Below are 16,231 nucleotides of genomic sequence, written 5' to 3'. Positions count from 1 at the left end.
TTGCTATGTTGCTAGCGGTCAAGAACCTCACCAAAACATTTGGAAATCAAGTAGCCGTCAATGATATCTCCTTCGGTATCGAGGAAGCAAAGGTCGTTGGATTTTTAGGTCCCAATGGGGCCGGGAAATCGACTACAATGAAAATGATTACCGGATTTATCAGGCCTTCTACAGGAAGTGTAAGCATTCACGGGATCGATGTGCAGGAAAAAGAATATGAAGCAAAACGTTTACTAGGCTATCTGCCGGAAAATAACCCTTTATATGGAAGTATGTATGTTCGCGAGAGCTTACAATATACCGGGAAGCTATATCGCTTACCTAACTTATCTAAACGTATAGAAGAAGTTATTGATATGGTAGGTTTAGGAGACGAGCAGCAGAAAAAAATCAAACAGTTGTCGAAGGGATATAAGCAGCGTTTGGGGATTGCGCAAACCTTATTGCATAATCCACCCGTGTTAATTTTGGATGAGCCGACGGCGGGGTTGGATCCAAACCAATTGCATGAAATCAGAAATTTGATCCGTTTATTGGGGCAGGAAAAGGTTGTAGTCTTATCCACACACATAATGCAGGAAGTAGAGGCCATTTGCCAAGAGGTAATTTTTATTAATAAAGGAAAGCTAGTAGGAAACTTTTCAATTGAAAAAAGGCCTGAGATGTTCGAAAACAAGAACTTAGAGCAAGTGTTTTACGATTTGACCAAATAATATTTTTAAAGCGAACGGTTTTCAAAAAAACATTATGGCATGTTTTATGTTAATTACCTAGTAACAATTAACAAATTAGATAATTAACAATTGAAAACTATGAAGCGTGTATTTTTATTCTCTGCATTAGTATTAGGAAGTTTCCTAGGGTTAAAAGCCCAAAACGTGGACGTAAACAAGCCACAGATGTCTGAAAGTGTAGGTATGGTTCCTATACAGAAAGGTAACTGGATGGTTGGCGGAAGCTTAGGATCCATGGGCTATAGTTTTGAAGGCGAATCTTTCAATGTCAATATTAACCCGCGAGCCGGTTATTTTGTTTCTGACGGTATAGCTATTGGTTTATCACTCAATGGTGGATTCCAGTCGGTAAAAGATGCTGATGATATTTGGACTTATGGAGTAGCTCCCTTTGTTCGCTACTTTTTCCCGGAAGGTTCGTCTGCTACCGGACGTTTCTTTGGTCAGGGAGAAGTAGGTATTGCAGGGGCTAATAACGGAAGTGATGTAACCTTTGCTGCCGGCGTTGGTTTAGGTTATGCGCACTTTATTACGAGAAGTGTTGCATTGGAAGCAGTTGTAGGGTATAATTATTCGAAGGCCAACAATGCGAGCGCTCAGGCACAAAATGGTTTAGGGTTTAATTTGGGTTTCCAAATTTATCTTCCCGGACAAGGTAACCGATAAAAAGCACTTAACATGAACAAGAAGAGGAGGCTCCGAACCACGGGCTTCCTCTTTTTTGTTTTTAATTTCGACCACATTCCCGTTTTTAGCGCTTTTTTGTAACTTCGAGACCTACAAATAAATCGTGAATCCGTGTTCAGCATTCTGATAAAAGACGTTTCTACTTTTTTTCATTCACTCGTTGGCTATTTAACCATTGCACTTTTTTTAGTGGTATCAGGTCTCTTTCTTTGGGTCTTTCCCGAAACGAGCGTTCCGGAATATGGATATGCCACCCTAACCGGTTTTTTTTCTATAGCTCCCTATATCTTTATGTTTCTGATCCCCGCCATTACCATGCGGGCTATTGCAGGAGAGCGGGAAGAGGGTACCTACGAATGGTTGATGACAAAGCCCATAAGTTATTGGCAGCTCATCCTCGCTAAATATGCAAGCTGTTTACTTATTGTCACTATGGCCATTTTACCAACCGGTGTATATTATATAAGCATTTATTATTTAGGTGCTCCGGTTGGCAATATCGATACCGGGGCCGTTATTGGTTCCTATATCGGACTCTTCTTGCTGGGAGCTGCATTTTGCGCGATTGGAATCTTGATCTCAGCCGTTTGCACCAACGCGGTAGTCGCCTTTTTGCTAAGCGCCTTTTTGTGTTTCACCCTCTTTATCGGGTTTGATTATTTATCCACTTTGTTTGTCGATAGCGCCCTCTCGGAAGCCTTTACCTATTTAGGCATACTCACTCATTACGATTCGGTTAGTCGTGGGGTACTCGATCTCCGCGATTTTTGCTTTTTTATAAGTTTCAGCGCCCTATTTCTCTTACTGACCTATCTCTTTATCGAAAGAGGCAGAAAAACAGTTTGGGGGCAGCTGAAGGGAATCATTTTACTACTTGTTGCTTTGTTGGGTGTCAATTTTCTTGCCAATTATAATTTTTTCAGGCTAGATTTTACCAGCGAAAAAAGGTATACGCTATCAGAGGTTTCCAAAGATGTGTTGCGGTCATTAACGGACGACCTTCGCGTAGTTGTCTTTTTAGAGGGCGAATTACCTGCCGGATTCCAACGGCTAAAAGGAGCTACTAAAGATATGTTGGCCGATCTAAAAGCCTATGCAGGAGGGCAAATCAAATATACTTTTATCAACCCGTTGAGCGAAAGCGGCGGACAAGAACAATCGTATGTAGAGGCTTTGGCTGCACGTGGTATAGAGCCTACCAATCTCAGTGTCAAAACAAGCGAGGGGTTGTCGCAGAAAACGATTTTCCCCGTAGCGGTATTGATGTATGGTGATGAGGAACTACCGGTGCAGCTTTTGCAGAATAATCGATTTATTAATCCCGAAGATGTATTGAATAATTCTGTTCAGAATCTGGAGTACACGTTCATCAACGGTATTAAGAAAATAACTTCCGGTGGAAAGCCGATAGTCGCTTTCACTGAAGGGCATGGTGAGCTGAACGATCTACAGGTTTATGATGCAATGCATAGTTTGGGAATCACCTATCAGGTGGGCCGGTTAAATTTAGATTCGATTTCTTTCGAAACGTTAAAACAGATCAAGGTGATGGTGGTAGCCAAGCCACAAAAGGCTTTTCCCGAGCTTCATAAATTTAAAATTGACTATTTTGTGCAACATGGTGGCAAGGTCTTGTGGGCCGTTAATCAGACGCAGGTCGAATTGGACAGTATGCGGAACTCAGGCAATCAAGTGGCAGTAGCCCGGTCGCTCAATTTAGATGACATGCTCTTTAAATACGGTGTGCGGTTGAACTATAATTTGATAGCTGATCTCAATTGCGCACAGATTCCGCTTCGGGTCGGTGAAGTAGGAGGGGCCGATCAATTTCAGCTTGTTCCCTGGTTGTTTTATCCTATTTTGGTGCCGAAGGCTACCCATCCAATTATAAAGAATATTGATGGCATACGTAGTGAATTTTCGGGAACGGTTGACACATTGCCGGCCACCAATATCAAGAAAGAGATTATCCTGCGTTCGTCTCCCTTTAGTAAGGCGCTTAATGTACCGACGCTAATTTCGCTCGATATGGTTTCACAAAATCCGAAGCCGGAAGATTTTAGGAGTACCGGCTATCCTGTGGGCGTGGTACTGGAAGGAGCGTTTCCTTCAGTGTTTAAAAACAGACCCGTTCCCGAACCGCTTGTTGATACATTCAGCTATCGGCAGCAAAGCCCGCAATTGTCCGGTAAGATGATTGTGTTGTCGGACGGTAACATACTTAAAAATGAGATCAATCAACAAGAACGTATGCCCTATAGCTTAGGTTGGGACCGCGCTACACAACAGCAGTATGGCAATAAGACCTTACTGCTGAATATGGTTGATTATTTAAATGATGAAAGCGGAATTATTGCCTTACGTGAAAAAGAAGTGAAACTTCGTTTGTTGGATAAGTTGCTCATCAAGAATGATAAACTTTTTTGGCAAATACTCAATGTAGGAGGACCGCTATTGCTGCTATTTCTTTTTGGCCTATTACAGCACTGGATACGGAAGCGGAAATACGCCGATTAAATGGAGCAGTGTTTCCGCTTTCTTGAATCAGAGCTGCTTCTGTGTATCGGGAAGACAGCTCCGCTGTAATTAACGAGCTTTCATGGAGCCGTTTTCCCTGAATCGTTTATGCCATAAGAAAGCTTCATCCAAGAGATGGGGTGTTTGACCACCAATTTCGGCGACGGCGCGATCAAAGTAAGATTGCAACTCTTCTTTATAATCCGGGTGCACGCAGTTTCCAATAATCTTAAGTGCTCGCTCTCGTGGCGCTAGGCCTCGTAGGTCGGCATAACCTATATCGGTTACCACAACATCTACATTATGTTCATTGTGGTCGACATGCGTTACCATCGGCAACACATGGGAGATTTTATTTTCTTTAGAGGCCGCTTGCGTGACAAATATGCTAATATGCGCATTGCGGGCAAAATCGCCCGAACCTCCGATGCCGTTCATCATCTGTGTTCCCGCAATATGCGAAGAATTTACATTGCCATAGATGTCGAATTCAATAGCCGTATTGATGCCGATGATGCCCAAGCGTCGGATAACTTCCGGGGCATTGCTAATGCTCTGTGGGCGCAATACCACCTTGTCTTTGTATTTTTCAAGATTGTCAAAAACCCGTTGGTAGCACGCTGCGGATACGGTAATGGAAGCTGCGGAAGCAAAGGTAAGTTTGCCTGCATCAATTAAATCAAAAGCACTGTCTTGCAATACTTCCGAGAACATGGTGAGCCCTTCAAAGTCGCTTTCCGCGAGTCCTGTAAGCACGGCATTAGCTACCTTACCAATGCCTGCCTGTAAAGGACGCAGCGATTTTGACAAACGACCGTTTTTTACTTCCTCGGTAAAGAAGTCGATTAAATGATGAGCAATAGCAGCAGTTTTATCATCAATTACTGCAATATCGGCAGGGCTATCTTGTTGATGACTCAATACAATGGCTGCAATTTTCTCGGGCTCGACGTTGATAACAGCGGATCCAATGCGATCGTTCGGTCGAAAAATCTCAATGGCTTTACGATTGGGATAGGCCTCAGGAAGGTAAATATCATGTAAGCCATGTACATTTGTTTGTACGGCTGTATTAATCTCAATGATCACCTTTTTTGCTTTATCGGCAAAAATGGGTGAGTTACCAACAGAAGTGGTGGGCACAATTCCGCCTTCAGCGGTAATATAGGCTGCTTCAATAATTGCGATGTCAATCTCCGGGAGATGATGATCTAACAGCATTTCGCTGGTTTCACTCAAGTTTTGATCCACAAATAATACGTCGCCCCGGTTGATGGCTTTCCGTAATACCTTATCTACCTGAAAAGGCATGCGCCGAGCCAAGACACCCGCTTCTGTGAGTTTAGCATCTGTTTCGTGACCCAAAGACGCACCGGTAATCAGTGTGATTTTTATAGGACGTGAGGTGTTGTTCGCTGCCAAAGCGGGAAGAATAACCTTACTGTCGCCTGCTTTGGTGAAGCCGCTGGAGGCTATCACCATCCCATCTTGAAATAAATCCAATACTTCGCTTACCTCTTTTACCCGATCCAACAAAGAGGTGTTTCTTATTCTATCGGTATGCATAGTTATTTGTTTATTTAGGAAATAATAATTTAGCCCCAAGCGTTTAAAATATTACAATTATACCATTTTTACGATCGTCCTGTTTATTTTTGGTAGACATAGATTTATCGAGGGTAGCCAAAAAAGATGTGTTTGTTATATTTGTTCTGTACCTTCGTGATCAATCAGTATGACAGGCGAAAAATATTACATCACAGACGTAGATAAAAAAGAAGACAGTATATATTGTTATCATAACCAGATGGGTGAGAAATTTATACCCAGCCATCATCACAAAAAGGGACAATTTTTGTATACCGAAGGGGGCGTTGTATTTGTGAAAACCCAAGAAAAATCGTATTTCCTTCCTGCCAGACACTATATGTGGATTGCCCCCGGCGTGGAACACAGCATTCATCCGAGCTCGCCTGAAGTGATTATGCGAAATCTCTATTTTCCGATTTACGCCACTGACGATGCTTTCTATTTTAATACCAGTATCCATCCGGTAAACGATTTGCTATTGGAACTTATGCTGTTCACGCATCGATGGACCGGACATATCGACCCACAAGATAGAACAGCCTATACAATTGTGGATGCTTTTAAGGTACTACTGCCACAGATCAGTAACTTTTCGCTGCCCTTATCGTTGCCTTTAGCCAAAAATAAGCGCCTGAAAGAAGTTACGGTGTATTTAGAGGAGAACTTGGGTAAGGATTTTTTATTCAACGATTTGGCCACCGGGTTTGGTTTCAGCCCGCGTTCGCTCTCGCGGCTCTTTCAAAAGGACTTAGGTATGTCCTTTATTCAGTATTTAACCGCTTTACGCATGTTGAAAGCCCTCCAACTCCTGTTGGAGAAGTCATTATCCATTAATGAGGTTGCATCTAAAGTAGGCTATAGTAGCTTACCCACCTTCAGCAATACATTTCAAAAAATAATTGGTGTTCGCCCAAGTGAGTACATCAAGATGAATATGATGAGCGGACGGGACAACTCATAACTTTTTTTAACTTTCTCCATTCTTTTTATTATCATTGCCGTTATATTTGACAGATATGAGATTCATCGTTTCAACTTCAACTTTACTTAAACAATTACAAGCCGTAAATGGTGCATCAAGTAGCAGCACTGTGTTGCCAATATTAGAGAATTTTCTGTTTGAGATAAAAGATAATTCGCTTACAATTTCGGCTACTGACCTGCAAACGAGCATGATAACCTCTTTACAGGTAGAGTCGAAAGAAGAAGGTAAGGTTGCCGTTCCCGCTAAGATCTTAATCGAAACCTTGAAAACACTGCCGGACCAACCGATTGCATTTTCAGTCGATACACAGACTTTTGCGATCGAAATCAGCGCCGGTGATGGAAAGTATAAATTGAGTGGCGAAAATGCCGATGATTTTCCGAAAATCCCCGTTGTCGAAAACCCGTCTACCGTCCGTATTCCGGCGTCTGTTTTATCGGAGGCAATCAGTAAAACGATTTTTGCTGTAAGCAACGATGAGCTACGGCCGGCGATGACCGGTGTGCTTTGCCAGCTAACACCCCAAAATACAACCTTTGTTTCTACTGACGCCCACAAGCTCGTACGTTACCGTCGAGCAGACGTTAAATCAGAGCAGATAACATCCATGATTCTTCCAAAGAAGGCACTGACTTTACTAAAAAGCTCTTTACCTTCAGAAGATGTTGATGTTGCTGTTGAATATAACAATACCAGTGCTTTCTTTAAATTCGGTAATATCCATTTAATTTGTCGCCTGATCGATGAACGTTATCCGGATTACGAAGCAGTCATTCCGCAGGTAAACCCCAATAAATTAACGATTGATCGCTTGTTGTTGCTGAACTCACTTCGACGGGTTGTCATTTTTGCTAATAAAACGACGCATCAGGTACGTTTAAGAATAACCGGTAGCGAGCTCAATATTTCTTCAGAGGACCTGGATTTTGCCAACGAAGCACATGAACGCTTAAGCTGTCAATATGAGGGAGAGGATACGGAGATCGGCTTCAACGCCAAGTTTTTAATCGAAATGCTTAGCAATCTGGAGTGTGAAGAAGTTGTCCTTGAGATGAGTACACCAAACCGTGCCGGTCTGTTATTGCCTGCGGTAGAGGAAGAAAATGAAAACATACTCATGCTGGTGATGCCGGTTATGCTGAACAGTCAAGGATAATTTAGTCATTTCGGAAAAAAGAAGAATACGTGGAAGTAATTAGCTCAATCATTGATTTCATCCTGCATATCGACAAGCACCTCGTAGAGATTGTCAATGAGTACCAGACGTGGACGTACCTAATACTCTTCTTAATTATTTTTGCAGAAACCGGTTTGGTGGTAACACCCTTTCTGCCCGGCGATTCCTTGCTTTTTGCAGCGGGGGCGATTGTTGCTAAACCGGATACGGACTTGAATATTTTCCTGATGTGTGTACTGCTGATCATTGCCGCTGTATTGGGCGACTTGGTTAATTACCATATAGGTAAATATGTAGGTCCGGTTGCCTTTAGTGGAAAGTATAAACTTTTAAAAAAGGAGTATTTGGAGAAAACGCAACGCTTCTATATTAAGCATGGCGGTAAAACCATTATTTATGCTCGTTTTATTCCTATTGTAAGAACCTTTGCACCCTTTGTTGCAGGCATCGGCACGATGAGTTATGGCAAGTTTGCTTCGTACAACGTAGTGGGCGGTTGCCTTTGGGTAGCGTCTTTTCTGTTTTTAGGATACTATTTTGGTGGATTGCCCGTTATAAAGAATAACTTCACCTATGTGATATTTGCGATTATTCTGCTGTCGCTATTGCCGCCTCTCATTGAGATGTTAAGGGGTAAAAGCAAGCAAAAAGAGGCAAGTGAAGGCCTTTGATGGCTAAGATCATTTCAATAAAAAAAATTTCTAGAGCGAATAAGGTGCTCCCCGCATCAAGAAAATTAAAAAAATAATTCGCTAAGTATTTGATAGTTAAAGGAAGTTTTCTATCTTTGCCGTCCCTTTGTGGGATTAGTATGTCTTGAACGAAGCCCTACTGCTTCGATGGACAAAAATAGAAATTAAATAAAATGTCAGGAATCATTGGTAAAAAAGTAGGAATGACCAGCATTTTCGATGCCGAAGGAAAAAATATTCCTTGTACGGTAATCGAAGCTGGCCCGTGCGTGGTAACGCAGATACGCACGGTAGAAAATGACGGTTATACAGCAATCCAGCTGGCTTTCGACGAAAAGAAAGAGAAGAACACGACCGCATCATTGAAAGGGCACTTTGCGAAAGCAAATACAACGCCTAAGCGTAAGTTGGTAGAATTTGAGGTTTTCCCTGAGGAGAAAAATCTTGGAGATGTTGTTACAGTTGATATATTCGCTGAAGGCGATTATATCGATGTAGTAGGTACTTCTAAAGGTAAAGGTTTCCAGGGCGTTGTGAAACGTCACGGCTTCGGTGGTGTAGGTGGCCAAACCCATGGTCAGCACAACCGTATGCGTGCACCGGGTTCATTAGGTGCTTCATCTTGGCCTTCTCGCGTATTCAAGGGTATGCGTATGGCCGGCCGCACAGGTGGCGACCGCGTTAAGGTTCAAAACTTACAAGTGTTGAAAGTGTACCCAGAGAAAAACTTGCTAGTTGTTAGCGGTTCGGTTCCGGGTGCAAAGGGTTCTTACGTAATCGTAGATAAATAAGAAGATGGAAGTACAAGTTTTAAACATTTCAGGTAAAGAAACAGGTGCCAAGGTGCAACTTCCTGAAGCGGTATTCGGTGTAACCCCCAACGATCACGCTATCTATTTAGATGTTAAGCAGTACTTGGCTAACCAACGTCAAGGTACACACAAATCTAAGCAACGTAACGAGATTGCCGGTTCTACCCGCAAATTACACAAACAAAAAGGTACTGGTGGAGCCCGTGCCGGTAGTATTAAGTCACCCTTGTTCAACGGTGGTGGCCGTATCTTTGGTCCTCAACCCCGTGATTACAGCTTCAAATTGAACAAAAAGTTAAAAGCTTTAGCTCGTAAATCTGCTTTAAGTTACAAAGCACAAGAGAACAACATTGTAGTTTTGGATGAAGTGAATTTCGATTCTATCAAAACTAAAAACTATGTGAAGCTTGTGAACGACTTAAACGTAGCGAACGAGAAAACCCTATTGGTTTTACCGGCTTTGAACAAGAATGTTTATTTATCTAGCAGAAACTTGAAAAAAACAAAAGTGATTACTGCAGCTGATATTAATACCTACGACGTATTAAATGCAGGTAAACTTTTGTTGACTACCGAGACTGTTAAAACATTGGAGGAGGCATTTGCCAAGTAACATGGAGATTATTAAGAAACCCGTATTAACAGAAAAAGCGGCACTTTTAACAGAAAAGTTGAATCGCTATACATTTAAGGTGGACCATAGAGCCAATAAGATACAGATCAAAGCTGCAGTTGAACAAATGTTCGGCGTTAATGTGGAGTCTGTAAACACCATGGTTGTTTGCGGAAAGACCAAGAGCCGTTACACAAAAGCAGGGAATATCTCGGGCCGTGCTCCTAAATATAAGAAAGCCATCATTACATTGAAAGATGGTGAAACTATTGACTTTTACAGTACTATATAATTAGAAATGGCAGTTAAAAGATTCAAACCGGTTACTCCAGGTACTCGTTTTCGGGTAGGAGCTGACTATAGCGATGTAACAACTAATGTACCTGAAAAATCATTAGTCGTTAAAATCAAAAAGTCAGGAGGTAGAAATAATACCGGTAAAATGACTATGCGTTATCTCGGTGGGGGACATAAGAAATCATACCGATTGATAGATTTTAAACGCGATAAAAAAGATATCCCCGCAAAAGTAGCCACTATAGAATACGATCCAAACCGTACAGCACGTATTGCTTTGTTGCATTATGTAGATGGCGAAAAACGTTACATTATTGCTCCGGAGGGCTTACAAGTTGGTCAGACAATTGTTGCCGGCGAACAAGTTGCCCCTGAAGTAGGAAATACATTACCATTAAAAAATATTCCGCTAGGTTCGATCATCCACAATATCGAGTTGAATCCGGGACAGGGTGGATCTATTGCGCGCAGTGCCGGAACTTATGCTCAGCTTTCTGCTCGTGATGGTAAATATGCGATCATTAAATTGCCTTCCGGCGAAACCAGGATGATTTTATCAACCTGTGTTGCTACAATCGGGGCGGTTTCGAATGCCGAAAAAGCTAACCAAGTGTTAGGTAAGGCAGGTAGAAAACGCTGGTTGGGCCGCCGTCCGCGTGTTCGTGGTGTAGCTATGAACCCGGTAGATCACCCTATGGGTGGTGGTGAAGGTAGAGCATCCGGAGGTCATCCACGCTCACGTAAGGGCTTGTTAGCAAAAGGCTTCAAGACTCGGTCAAAGAAAAAAACATCGAATCGTTACATCATTGAGAGAAGGAAAAAATAATGGCTCGTTCAATTAAAAAAGGTCCTTATATCGATCATAACTTAGAAAGAAAAGTTCTTTCTATGAATGAAACCAATAAAAAATCAGTTGTTAAAACTTGGTCACGTAGATCTATGATTTCACCTGATTTTGTTGGTCATACCTTCGCAGTTCACAACGGAAATAAATTTATTCCGGTGTATGTAACCGAGAACATGGTTGGCCATAAATTGGGGGAGTTTGCTCCAACTAGAACATTTAGAGGTCACGCTGAAAAGAAAAAATAATAGGCAATGGAAGCAACAAATAACGTAAAGAAGAAAAAATCTGTACTGATAAGAGAAAGAAAAGAGCAGGCACAGAAGGGTGGTGCTTCTACTGCCAAATTATTAAACTGCCCTACGTCTCCACGTAAGATGCGTTTGGTAGTGGATCTTATCAGAGGTGAAAAAGTTGAGAAAGCATTGTATATTCTGAAATATACAAATAAAGAAGCTGCCCTAAGGGTTGAGAAGCTGTTGTTATCAGCGATCAAGAATTGGGAAGCGAACAACGAAGATAAGCGCGTTGAAGATAGTGAACTTTATGTAAAAGAAGTATCTGTTGGAGGCGGCCGTCAATTAAAAAGATTAAGACCTGCACCGCAAGGTCGTGGCTATAGAATCCGCAAGCGTTCTAACCACGTAACCATTGTTGTTGACAGCAAAACTACTGAACCACAAAACTAATTAGGAGAAATGGGACAAAAAGCACATCCAATAGGTAACAGATTAGGAATCATCAAAGGTTGGGATTCTAACTGGTTCGGTGGCAACAACTACTCCGATAAATTAGTTGAAGATGAGAAGATCAGAAAATATCTTTCTGTTCGTATCGCTAAAGGTGGCGTAGCAAAAGTTGTTATCGAGCGTACATTGAAACGTCTTACCGTGACTATCCATACCGCTCGTCCGGGCATCGTTATCGGTAAAGGCGGTCAGGAAGTTGATAAGATAAAAGAAGAGCTTAAGAAGCTTACAAAGAAAGATGTTCAGATCAACATCTTTGAGATTAAACGTCCGGAATTAGATGCTCAATTGGTAGCTGATGGAGTAGCGAAGCAGTTAGAGGCTCGTATCTCTTTCCGTCGCGCCATGAAAACCACAATCGCTTCTACCATGCGTATGGGCGCAGAGGGTATCAAAATCATGTGCTCTGGTCGTTTAGGTGGTGCGGAAATGGCTCGTACCGAGCAATACAAAGAAGGAAGAATTCCTTTGCACACCTTCCGTGCCGACATTGATTATGCATTGGCAGAAGCCCATACTACTTATGGAAAAATAGGTGTTAAAGTATGGATCTGTAAAGGAGAAGTATACGGTAAGCGTGATTTATCTCCGAATGTAGGTCAAGGAAATGTTAAAGGTAGAGGTGAAGGTGCCAGCAACTTTAGCGGTGGAGATCGTAACAGAGGTGGCAACGACCGCAGAAGTGGTGGAAGAAACGATCGCCGTGGCGGACGTGGTGGCAACCGTGGTGGAGCTCCTAAGGGAAAAAACTAATTTAGGTATCATGAATGCTGTCATTAGACAGCTTGTTTAATCATATTAAAGACAATGTTACAGCCAAAAAGAACGAAGTTCAGAAAGATGCAGAAAGGCCGCATGAAGGGTAATGCCGGACGTGGTGCTGAGCTGGCTTTCGGATCTTTCGGTATAAAATCATTAGAACCGGCATGGATTACCAGCCGTCAGATTGAAGCGGCTCGTATTGCGGTAACCCGTTATATGAAACGTGAAGGTCAAGTTTGGATCCGTATCTTCCCCGATAAACCCGTTACAAAGAAGCCTGCTGAGGTTCGTATGGGTAAGGGTAAGGGTGCACCCGAGTATTGGGTAGCAGTTGTTCGCCCGGGCCGCATGTTATTTGAGGCAGAAGGGGTTCCTTTGGAAGTGGCGAAAGAAGCCTTGCGCTTAGCTGCTCAGAAGCTTCCGGTACAAACCAAGTTCGTTATACGTAGAGATTACGTAGAAGCATAAATCGTCTAGCCCGCCGTTTGTTGGCGGGCCTGCCGTTACCAGGCCCGTACTAACTGGCTTGAAAAAGCCATAAACAAATTGGTTAAATAGACACAACAACAAATAAGAAGGTGGATAATTCCTGTTAAAAGGTGGATCCATTACTTTAAAACGAATTATTCAAATGAAAAATTCAGAAATTTTAGAATTGTCAAAAGAGGAACTAGTAGCCCGTATCGCAGAAGAAAAGGCTGCCCTCAATAAGTTGAAATTTGCTCATGCTGTTTCTGCTATAGAGAATCCGCTTCGGATTAAAACAGCTAGAAAGTTAATTGCTCGTTTAAATACAGCACTTTCTGCGATTAAAAATGCAGAAGCTAAACAAGCACAGGAAACAGCCGCTGAAGCGCAATAATTTAAGTCGAAAATGGAAAGAAATTTAAGAAAAACAAGGATCGGCTTGGTAGTAAGCAACAAAATGGATAAATCCATTGTAGTGGCTGTTGAACGTAAAGTAAAACACCCTATCTATGGTAAGTTCGTAAAGAAAACTACCAAATTCAAGGCTCATGACGAACAAAACACCTGCGGTATCGGCGATACGGTGTTGATTATGGAAACTCGTCCGCTGAGTAAAACTAAAAATTGGAGATTAGTTGAAATTTTAGAAAGGGCTAAGTAACATGGTACAACAGGAATCAAGACTAACAGTGGCCGACAACAGCGGAGCTAAAGAAGTTTTAGTGATCCGTGTATTGGGCGGTACCGGTAAGCGTTATGCATCATTAGGCGACAAGATCGTTGTAACCGTTAAAAGTGCTATCCCTTCCGGAAACGTAAAGAAAGGAACAGTCTCTAAAGCAGTGGTTGTTAGAACGAAGAAGGAAGTTCGTCGTAAAGACGGTTCCTACATCCGTTTTGATGACAATGCGGCTGTATTGTTAAATAATCAGGATGAACCACGTGGTACACGTATCTTCGGCCCTGTTGCCAGAGAACTTCGTGAAAAACAGTTCATGAAAATTGTATCATTAGCACCGGAGGTTTTATAAAATGGGAAAGATTAAATTAAAAATCCGTAAAGGCGATTTGGTACAGGTTATTGCCGGTGATTCTAAAGGAACACAGGGTAAGGTTTTGGAAGTAATTATCGATAAGAATCGTGCAGTTGTTGAAGGTGCTAATTTAGTATCTAAACATACAAAACCTAATGCAGCCAACCCTAACGGTGGTATTATTAAAAAGGAAGCACCAATTCACATTTCTAACTTGGCATTGATCGACCCTAAGTCGGGTAAAATTACCCGTGTAGGCCGTCAGAAAAATAGCGAAGGAAAGTTAGTTCGTGTGGCTAAAAAATCAGGGGAGGAGATTAAGTAATGACTTACGTACCAAGATTAAAAGCAAAATATAAAGAAGAGATTCGCAGCGCACTGAAAGAGAAGTTTCAGTATAAAAGCGTTATGCAGGTTCCTAAGTTGGTGAAGATTTCAGTTAACCAAGGAGTAGGTGGCGCTACCACCGACAAGAAGTTAATTGAAACGGCTGTCAACGAAATGACCACCATCACAGGACAACAGGCTGTAGCAGCAAAATCGAAAAAGGATATTTCAAACTTTAAATTGCGTAAGGGTATGCCGGTTGGTGTGCATGTAACTTTACGCGATAGCAAAATGTATGAATTCCTGGATCGTCTAATCGCTGTCGCTTTACCACGTATCCGCGACTTTAAAGGTATTAACGATAAAGGGTTTGACGGCCGTGGTAACTATACCCTGGGTGTAACAGAGCAAATTATCTTCCCTGAAATCAATATTGACAAGATCAATAAAATTATGGGTATGGATATTACTTTTGTAACAACGGCAAACACAGACGTTGAAGCGCTGGAATTACTTAAACAGTTCGGTTTACCATTCAAAAATCAAAATACTACTAATGGCTAAAGAAGGAATTAAAGCACGTGAAGTTAAACGTGCCAGATTGGTTGCCAAATACGCTGAGAAGCGTGCTGCTTTAAAAGCAGAAGGTGATTATGCAGCATTAGATAAATTACCAAAAAATGCTTCTCCTGTCCGCTTGCACAACCGTTGCAAATTAACAGGACGTCCTAAGGGGTATATGCGTCAGTTTGGTATTTCACGGGTTACTTTCCGTGAAATGGCCCTAGCTGGTAAGATCCCGGGAGTGAAAAAAGCTTCTTGGTAGTTTTTTTAAGTTATAAGTTATACGTTAGCAAGGCCTTAAAACTTACTACGTACAACTTATAACTTATTACTTATAATACTATTAACCGATAGCAGGTCTGGGGCCATGGGGGCAATGGAAACCACTATCAAATTTTTAACAAATGAATACAGATTCAATAGCAGATTACCTTACACGAGTAAGGAATGCCATTAAGGCCAACCACAGGGTTGTTGAAATTCCTGCATCAAACCTAAAAAAGGAAATCACTAAAGTTCTTTTTGACAAAGGTTACATCGCGAACTACAAGTTTGAGGAGAAAAACGTTCAAGGGTCGATTAAGATTGCCTTGAAATATCATCCGATAACCAAAGTTCCTGCTATTCGCACTTTGACACGTGTGAGTAAACCAGGTTTAAGAAAGTATGCAGGTGTGGAAACTATGCCACGTGTATTAAATGGATTAGGGATTGCCATCTTATCGACTTCAAAAGGAGTCATGACCGATAAGGAAGCAAAGAACCTAAACATTGGTGGTGAAGTTTTATGTTACGTTTATTAATCAGGAGGAAAACACACGATGTCAAGAATTGGAAAAGCACCTATTGCGATCCCTGCTGGTGTTACCGTTACTGTTTCTGAAAAGAACCTGGTAACTGTCAAAGGGCCAAAAGGTGAATTAACACAGCAAGTTGATTCAGCGATCACTGTATCACAAGAGAACGGTAATATTGTAATCAAACGTCCTACAGATAGCAAAAATCACAAGTCATTGCACGGTTTATACAGAGCCTTGATCAATAACATGGTGATTGGTGTTACCGAAGGATACAAAACCACCCAGGAGCTAGTGGGTGTAGGTTACCGCGCAAGTCATCAAGGAAGTACCTTAGACCTAATTTTAGGTTATTCTCACCATATCGTTATGGTATTACCTAAAGAAGTAAAGGTAACTACTACGGCTGAAAAGGGAAAAAACCCGACAATCACGTTAGAATCTATCGATAAGCAATTGATTGGTCAAGTAGCAGCGAAAATCCGTTCGTTACGTGCACCTGAGCCATACAAAGGTAAGGGTATCAAGTTTGCTGGTGAAGTATTAAGAAGAAAAGCAGGTAAATCAGCTAAAAAATAATCA

At 41.8% G+C, this 16,231-nt stretch carries 23 protein-coding genes; 22 read left to right on the top strand and 1 reads right to left on the bottom strand.

Features of this window, described 5'->3' with window-relative positions:
- Window positions 1–5: 5 nt before the first annotated feature.
- The 3 genes from M1D52_RS22765 (at window position 6) to gldG (ending at window position 3,938) form a co-directional block, all read left to right on the top strand.
- Complete coding sequence (locus M1D52_RS22765) at window positions 6–713, top strand: ABC transporter ATP-binding protein (RefSeq protein ID WP_013664993.1); 708 nt, start codon at window positions 6–8, stop codon at window positions 711–713.
- A 99-nt stretch (window positions 714–812) separates the two neighbouring features.
- Window positions 813–1,400, top strand: coding sequence for a hypothetical protein (locus tag M1D52_RS22760; RefSeq protein WP_013664994.1), 588 nt, complete (start codon window positions 813–815; stop codon window positions 1,398–1,400).
- Window positions 1,401–1,532: 132 nt separating this feature from the next.
- Entirely contained in the window at window positions 1,533–3,938 is a 2,406-nt protein-coding gene (gldG, locus tag M1D52_RS22755) for a gliding motility-associated ABC transporter substrate-binding protein GldG (RefSeq protein WP_437393651.1), read from the top strand.
- 69 nt (window positions 3,939–4,007) lie between these two features.
- On the opposite strand, the gene M1D52_RS22750 is transcribed toward gldG, so the two are convergent.
- Window positions 4,008–5,504 carry a succinate CoA transferase gene (locus tag M1D52_RS22750; protein ID WP_289554093.1) on the bottom strand — a complete coding sequence of 499 codons (1,497 nt, stop codon included), beginning with the start codon at window positions 5,502–5,504 and terminating at the stop codon, window positions 4,008–4,010.
- A gap of 169 nt (window positions 5,505–5,673) precedes the next feature.
- On the opposite strand from M1D52_RS22750, the gene M1D52_RS22745 reads away from it, so the two are divergent.
- The 19 genes from M1D52_RS22745 (at window position 5,674) to rplF (ending at window position 16,228) form a co-directional block, all read left to right on the top strand.
- Window positions 5,674–6,489, top strand: a complete 816-nt coding sequence (locus M1D52_RS22745) for a helix-turn-helix domain-containing protein (RefSeq protein WP_130854405.1) — start codon at window positions 5,674–5,676, stop codon at window positions 6,487–6,489.
- 55 nt (window positions 6,490–6,544) lie between these two features.
- Entirely contained in the window at window positions 6,545–7,669 is a 1,125-nt protein-coding gene (gene dnaN / locus M1D52_RS22740) for a DNA polymerase III subunit beta (protein ID WP_437393650.1), read from the top strand.
- A gap of 29 nt (window positions 7,670–7,698) precedes the next feature.
- Window positions 7,699–8,361 (top strand): DedA family protein, encoded by a 663-nt coding sequence (locus tag M1D52_RS22735; protein ID WP_013664999.1) that lies wholly within the window; start codon window positions 7,699–7,701, stop codon window positions 8,359–8,361.
- A gap of 194 nt (window positions 8,362–8,555) precedes the next feature.
- Window positions 8,556–9,173: a 50S ribosomal protein L3 gene (gene rplC, locus M1D52_RS22730; protein WP_013665000.1), complete on the top strand. Its 618-nt coding sequence runs from the start codon at window positions 8,556–8,558 to the stop codon at window positions 9,171–9,173.
- 4 nt (window positions 9,174–9,177) lie between these two features.
- Window positions 9,178–9,807, top strand: coding sequence for a 50S ribosomal protein L4 (gene rplD / locus M1D52_RS22725; protein WP_013665001.1), 630 nt, complete (start codon window positions 9,178–9,180; stop codon window positions 9,805–9,807).
- Between the two features lies 1 nt (window position 9,808).
- A complete protein-coding gene (rplW, locus tag M1D52_RS22720) occupies window positions 9,809–10,099 on the top strand; it encodes a 50S ribosomal protein L23 (protein ID WP_013665002.1) in 291 nt (96 codons plus the stop codon).
- A gap of 6 nt (window positions 10,100–10,105) precedes the next feature.
- Complete coding sequence (gene rplB, locus M1D52_RS22715; protein ID WP_013665003.1) at window positions 10,106–10,930, top strand: 50S ribosomal protein L2; 825 nt, start codon at window positions 10,106–10,108, stop codon at window positions 10,928–10,930.
- The gene (gene rpsS, locus M1D52_RS22710; protein ID WP_013665004.1) at window positions 10,930–11,196 is read left to right on the top strand and encodes a 30S ribosomal protein S19; all 267 of its coding nucleotides are present in this window, start codon (window positions 10,930–10,932) and stop codon (window positions 11,194–11,196) included. The genes rplB and rpsS overlap by 1 nt, the downstream gene beginning before the upstream one ends.
- A 6-nt stretch (window positions 11,197–11,202) precedes the next feature.
- Entirely contained in the window at window positions 11,203–11,637 is a 435-nt protein-coding gene (rplV, locus tag M1D52_RS22705; protein ID WP_013665005.1) for a 50S ribosomal protein L22, read from the top strand.
- A gap of 9 nt (window positions 11,638–11,646) precedes the next feature.
- On the top strand, window positions 11,647–12,450 hold the full coding sequence (rpsC, locus tag M1D52_RS22700; protein ID WP_013665006.1) for a 30S ribosomal protein S3: 804 nt from the start codon (window positions 11,647–11,649) through the stop codon (window positions 12,448–12,450).
- 54 nt (window positions 12,451–12,504) lie between these two features.
- On the top strand, window positions 12,505–12,927 hold the full coding sequence (rplP, locus tag M1D52_RS22695; RefSeq protein ID WP_013665007.1) for a 50S ribosomal protein L16: 423 nt from the start codon (window positions 12,505–12,507) through the stop codon (window positions 12,925–12,927).
- Between the two features lie 163 nt (window positions 12,928–13,090).
- Window positions 13,091–13,321, top strand: coding sequence for a 50S ribosomal protein L29 (gene rpmC / locus M1D52_RS22690; RefSeq protein ID WP_013665009.1), 231 nt, complete (start codon window positions 13,091–13,093; stop codon window positions 13,319–13,321).
- A gap of 12 nt (window positions 13,322–13,333) precedes the next feature.
- The gene (gene rpsQ / locus M1D52_RS22685) at window positions 13,334–13,588 is read left to right on the top strand and encodes a 30S ribosomal protein S17 (protein ID WP_013665010.1); all 255 of its coding nucleotides are present in this window, start codon (window positions 13,334–13,336) and stop codon (window positions 13,586–13,588) included.
- Between the two features lies 1 nt (window position 13,589).
- A complete protein-coding gene (gene rplN, locus M1D52_RS22680; protein ID WP_013665011.1) occupies window positions 13,590–13,958 on the top strand; it encodes a 50S ribosomal protein L14 in 369 nt (122 codons plus the stop codon).
- 1 nt (window position 13,959) lies between these two features.
- Window positions 13,960–14,286 (top strand): 50S ribosomal protein L24, encoded by a 327-nt coding sequence (gene rplX, locus M1D52_RS22675; RefSeq protein WP_013665012.1) that lies wholly within the window; start codon window positions 13,960–13,962, stop codon window positions 14,284–14,286.
- Window positions 14,286–14,852 carry a 50S ribosomal protein L5 gene (gene rplE / locus M1D52_RS22670; RefSeq protein WP_013665013.1) on the top strand — a complete coding sequence of 189 codons (567 nt, stop codon included), beginning with the start codon at window positions 14,286–14,288 and terminating at the stop codon, window positions 14,850–14,852. The genes rplX and rplE overlap by 1 nt, the downstream gene beginning before the upstream one ends.
- Window positions 14,845–15,114 carry a 30S ribosomal protein S14 gene (rpsN, locus tag M1D52_RS22665; protein ID WP_013665014.1) on the top strand — a complete coding sequence of 90 codons (270 nt, stop codon included), beginning with the start codon at window positions 14,845–14,847 and terminating at the stop codon, window positions 15,112–15,114. Before rplE ends, rpsN begins: the two co-directional genes overlap by 8 nt.
- A 142-nt stretch (window positions 15,115–15,256) precedes the next feature.
- Window positions 15,257–15,655 (top strand): 30S ribosomal protein S8, encoded by a 399-nt coding sequence (gene rpsH, locus M1D52_RS22660; protein ID WP_013665015.1) that lies wholly within the window; start codon window positions 15,257–15,259, stop codon window positions 15,653–15,655.
- 18 nt (window positions 15,656–15,673) lie between these two features.
- Window positions 15,674–16,228 carry a 50S ribosomal protein L6 gene (gene rplF, locus M1D52_RS22655; protein ID WP_013665016.1) on the top strand — a complete coding sequence of 185 codons (555 nt, stop codon included), beginning with the start codon at window positions 15,674–15,676 and terminating at the stop codon, window positions 16,226–16,228.
- The last annotated feature ends 3 nt before the right edge of the window (window positions 16,229–16,231 follow it).

This window comes from Olivibacter sp. SA151 (genome assembly GCF_054130995.1).
The sequence above is the reverse complement of the archived record's forward strand: the minus strand, read 5'-3'. Positions and strand labels throughout refer to the sequence as shown.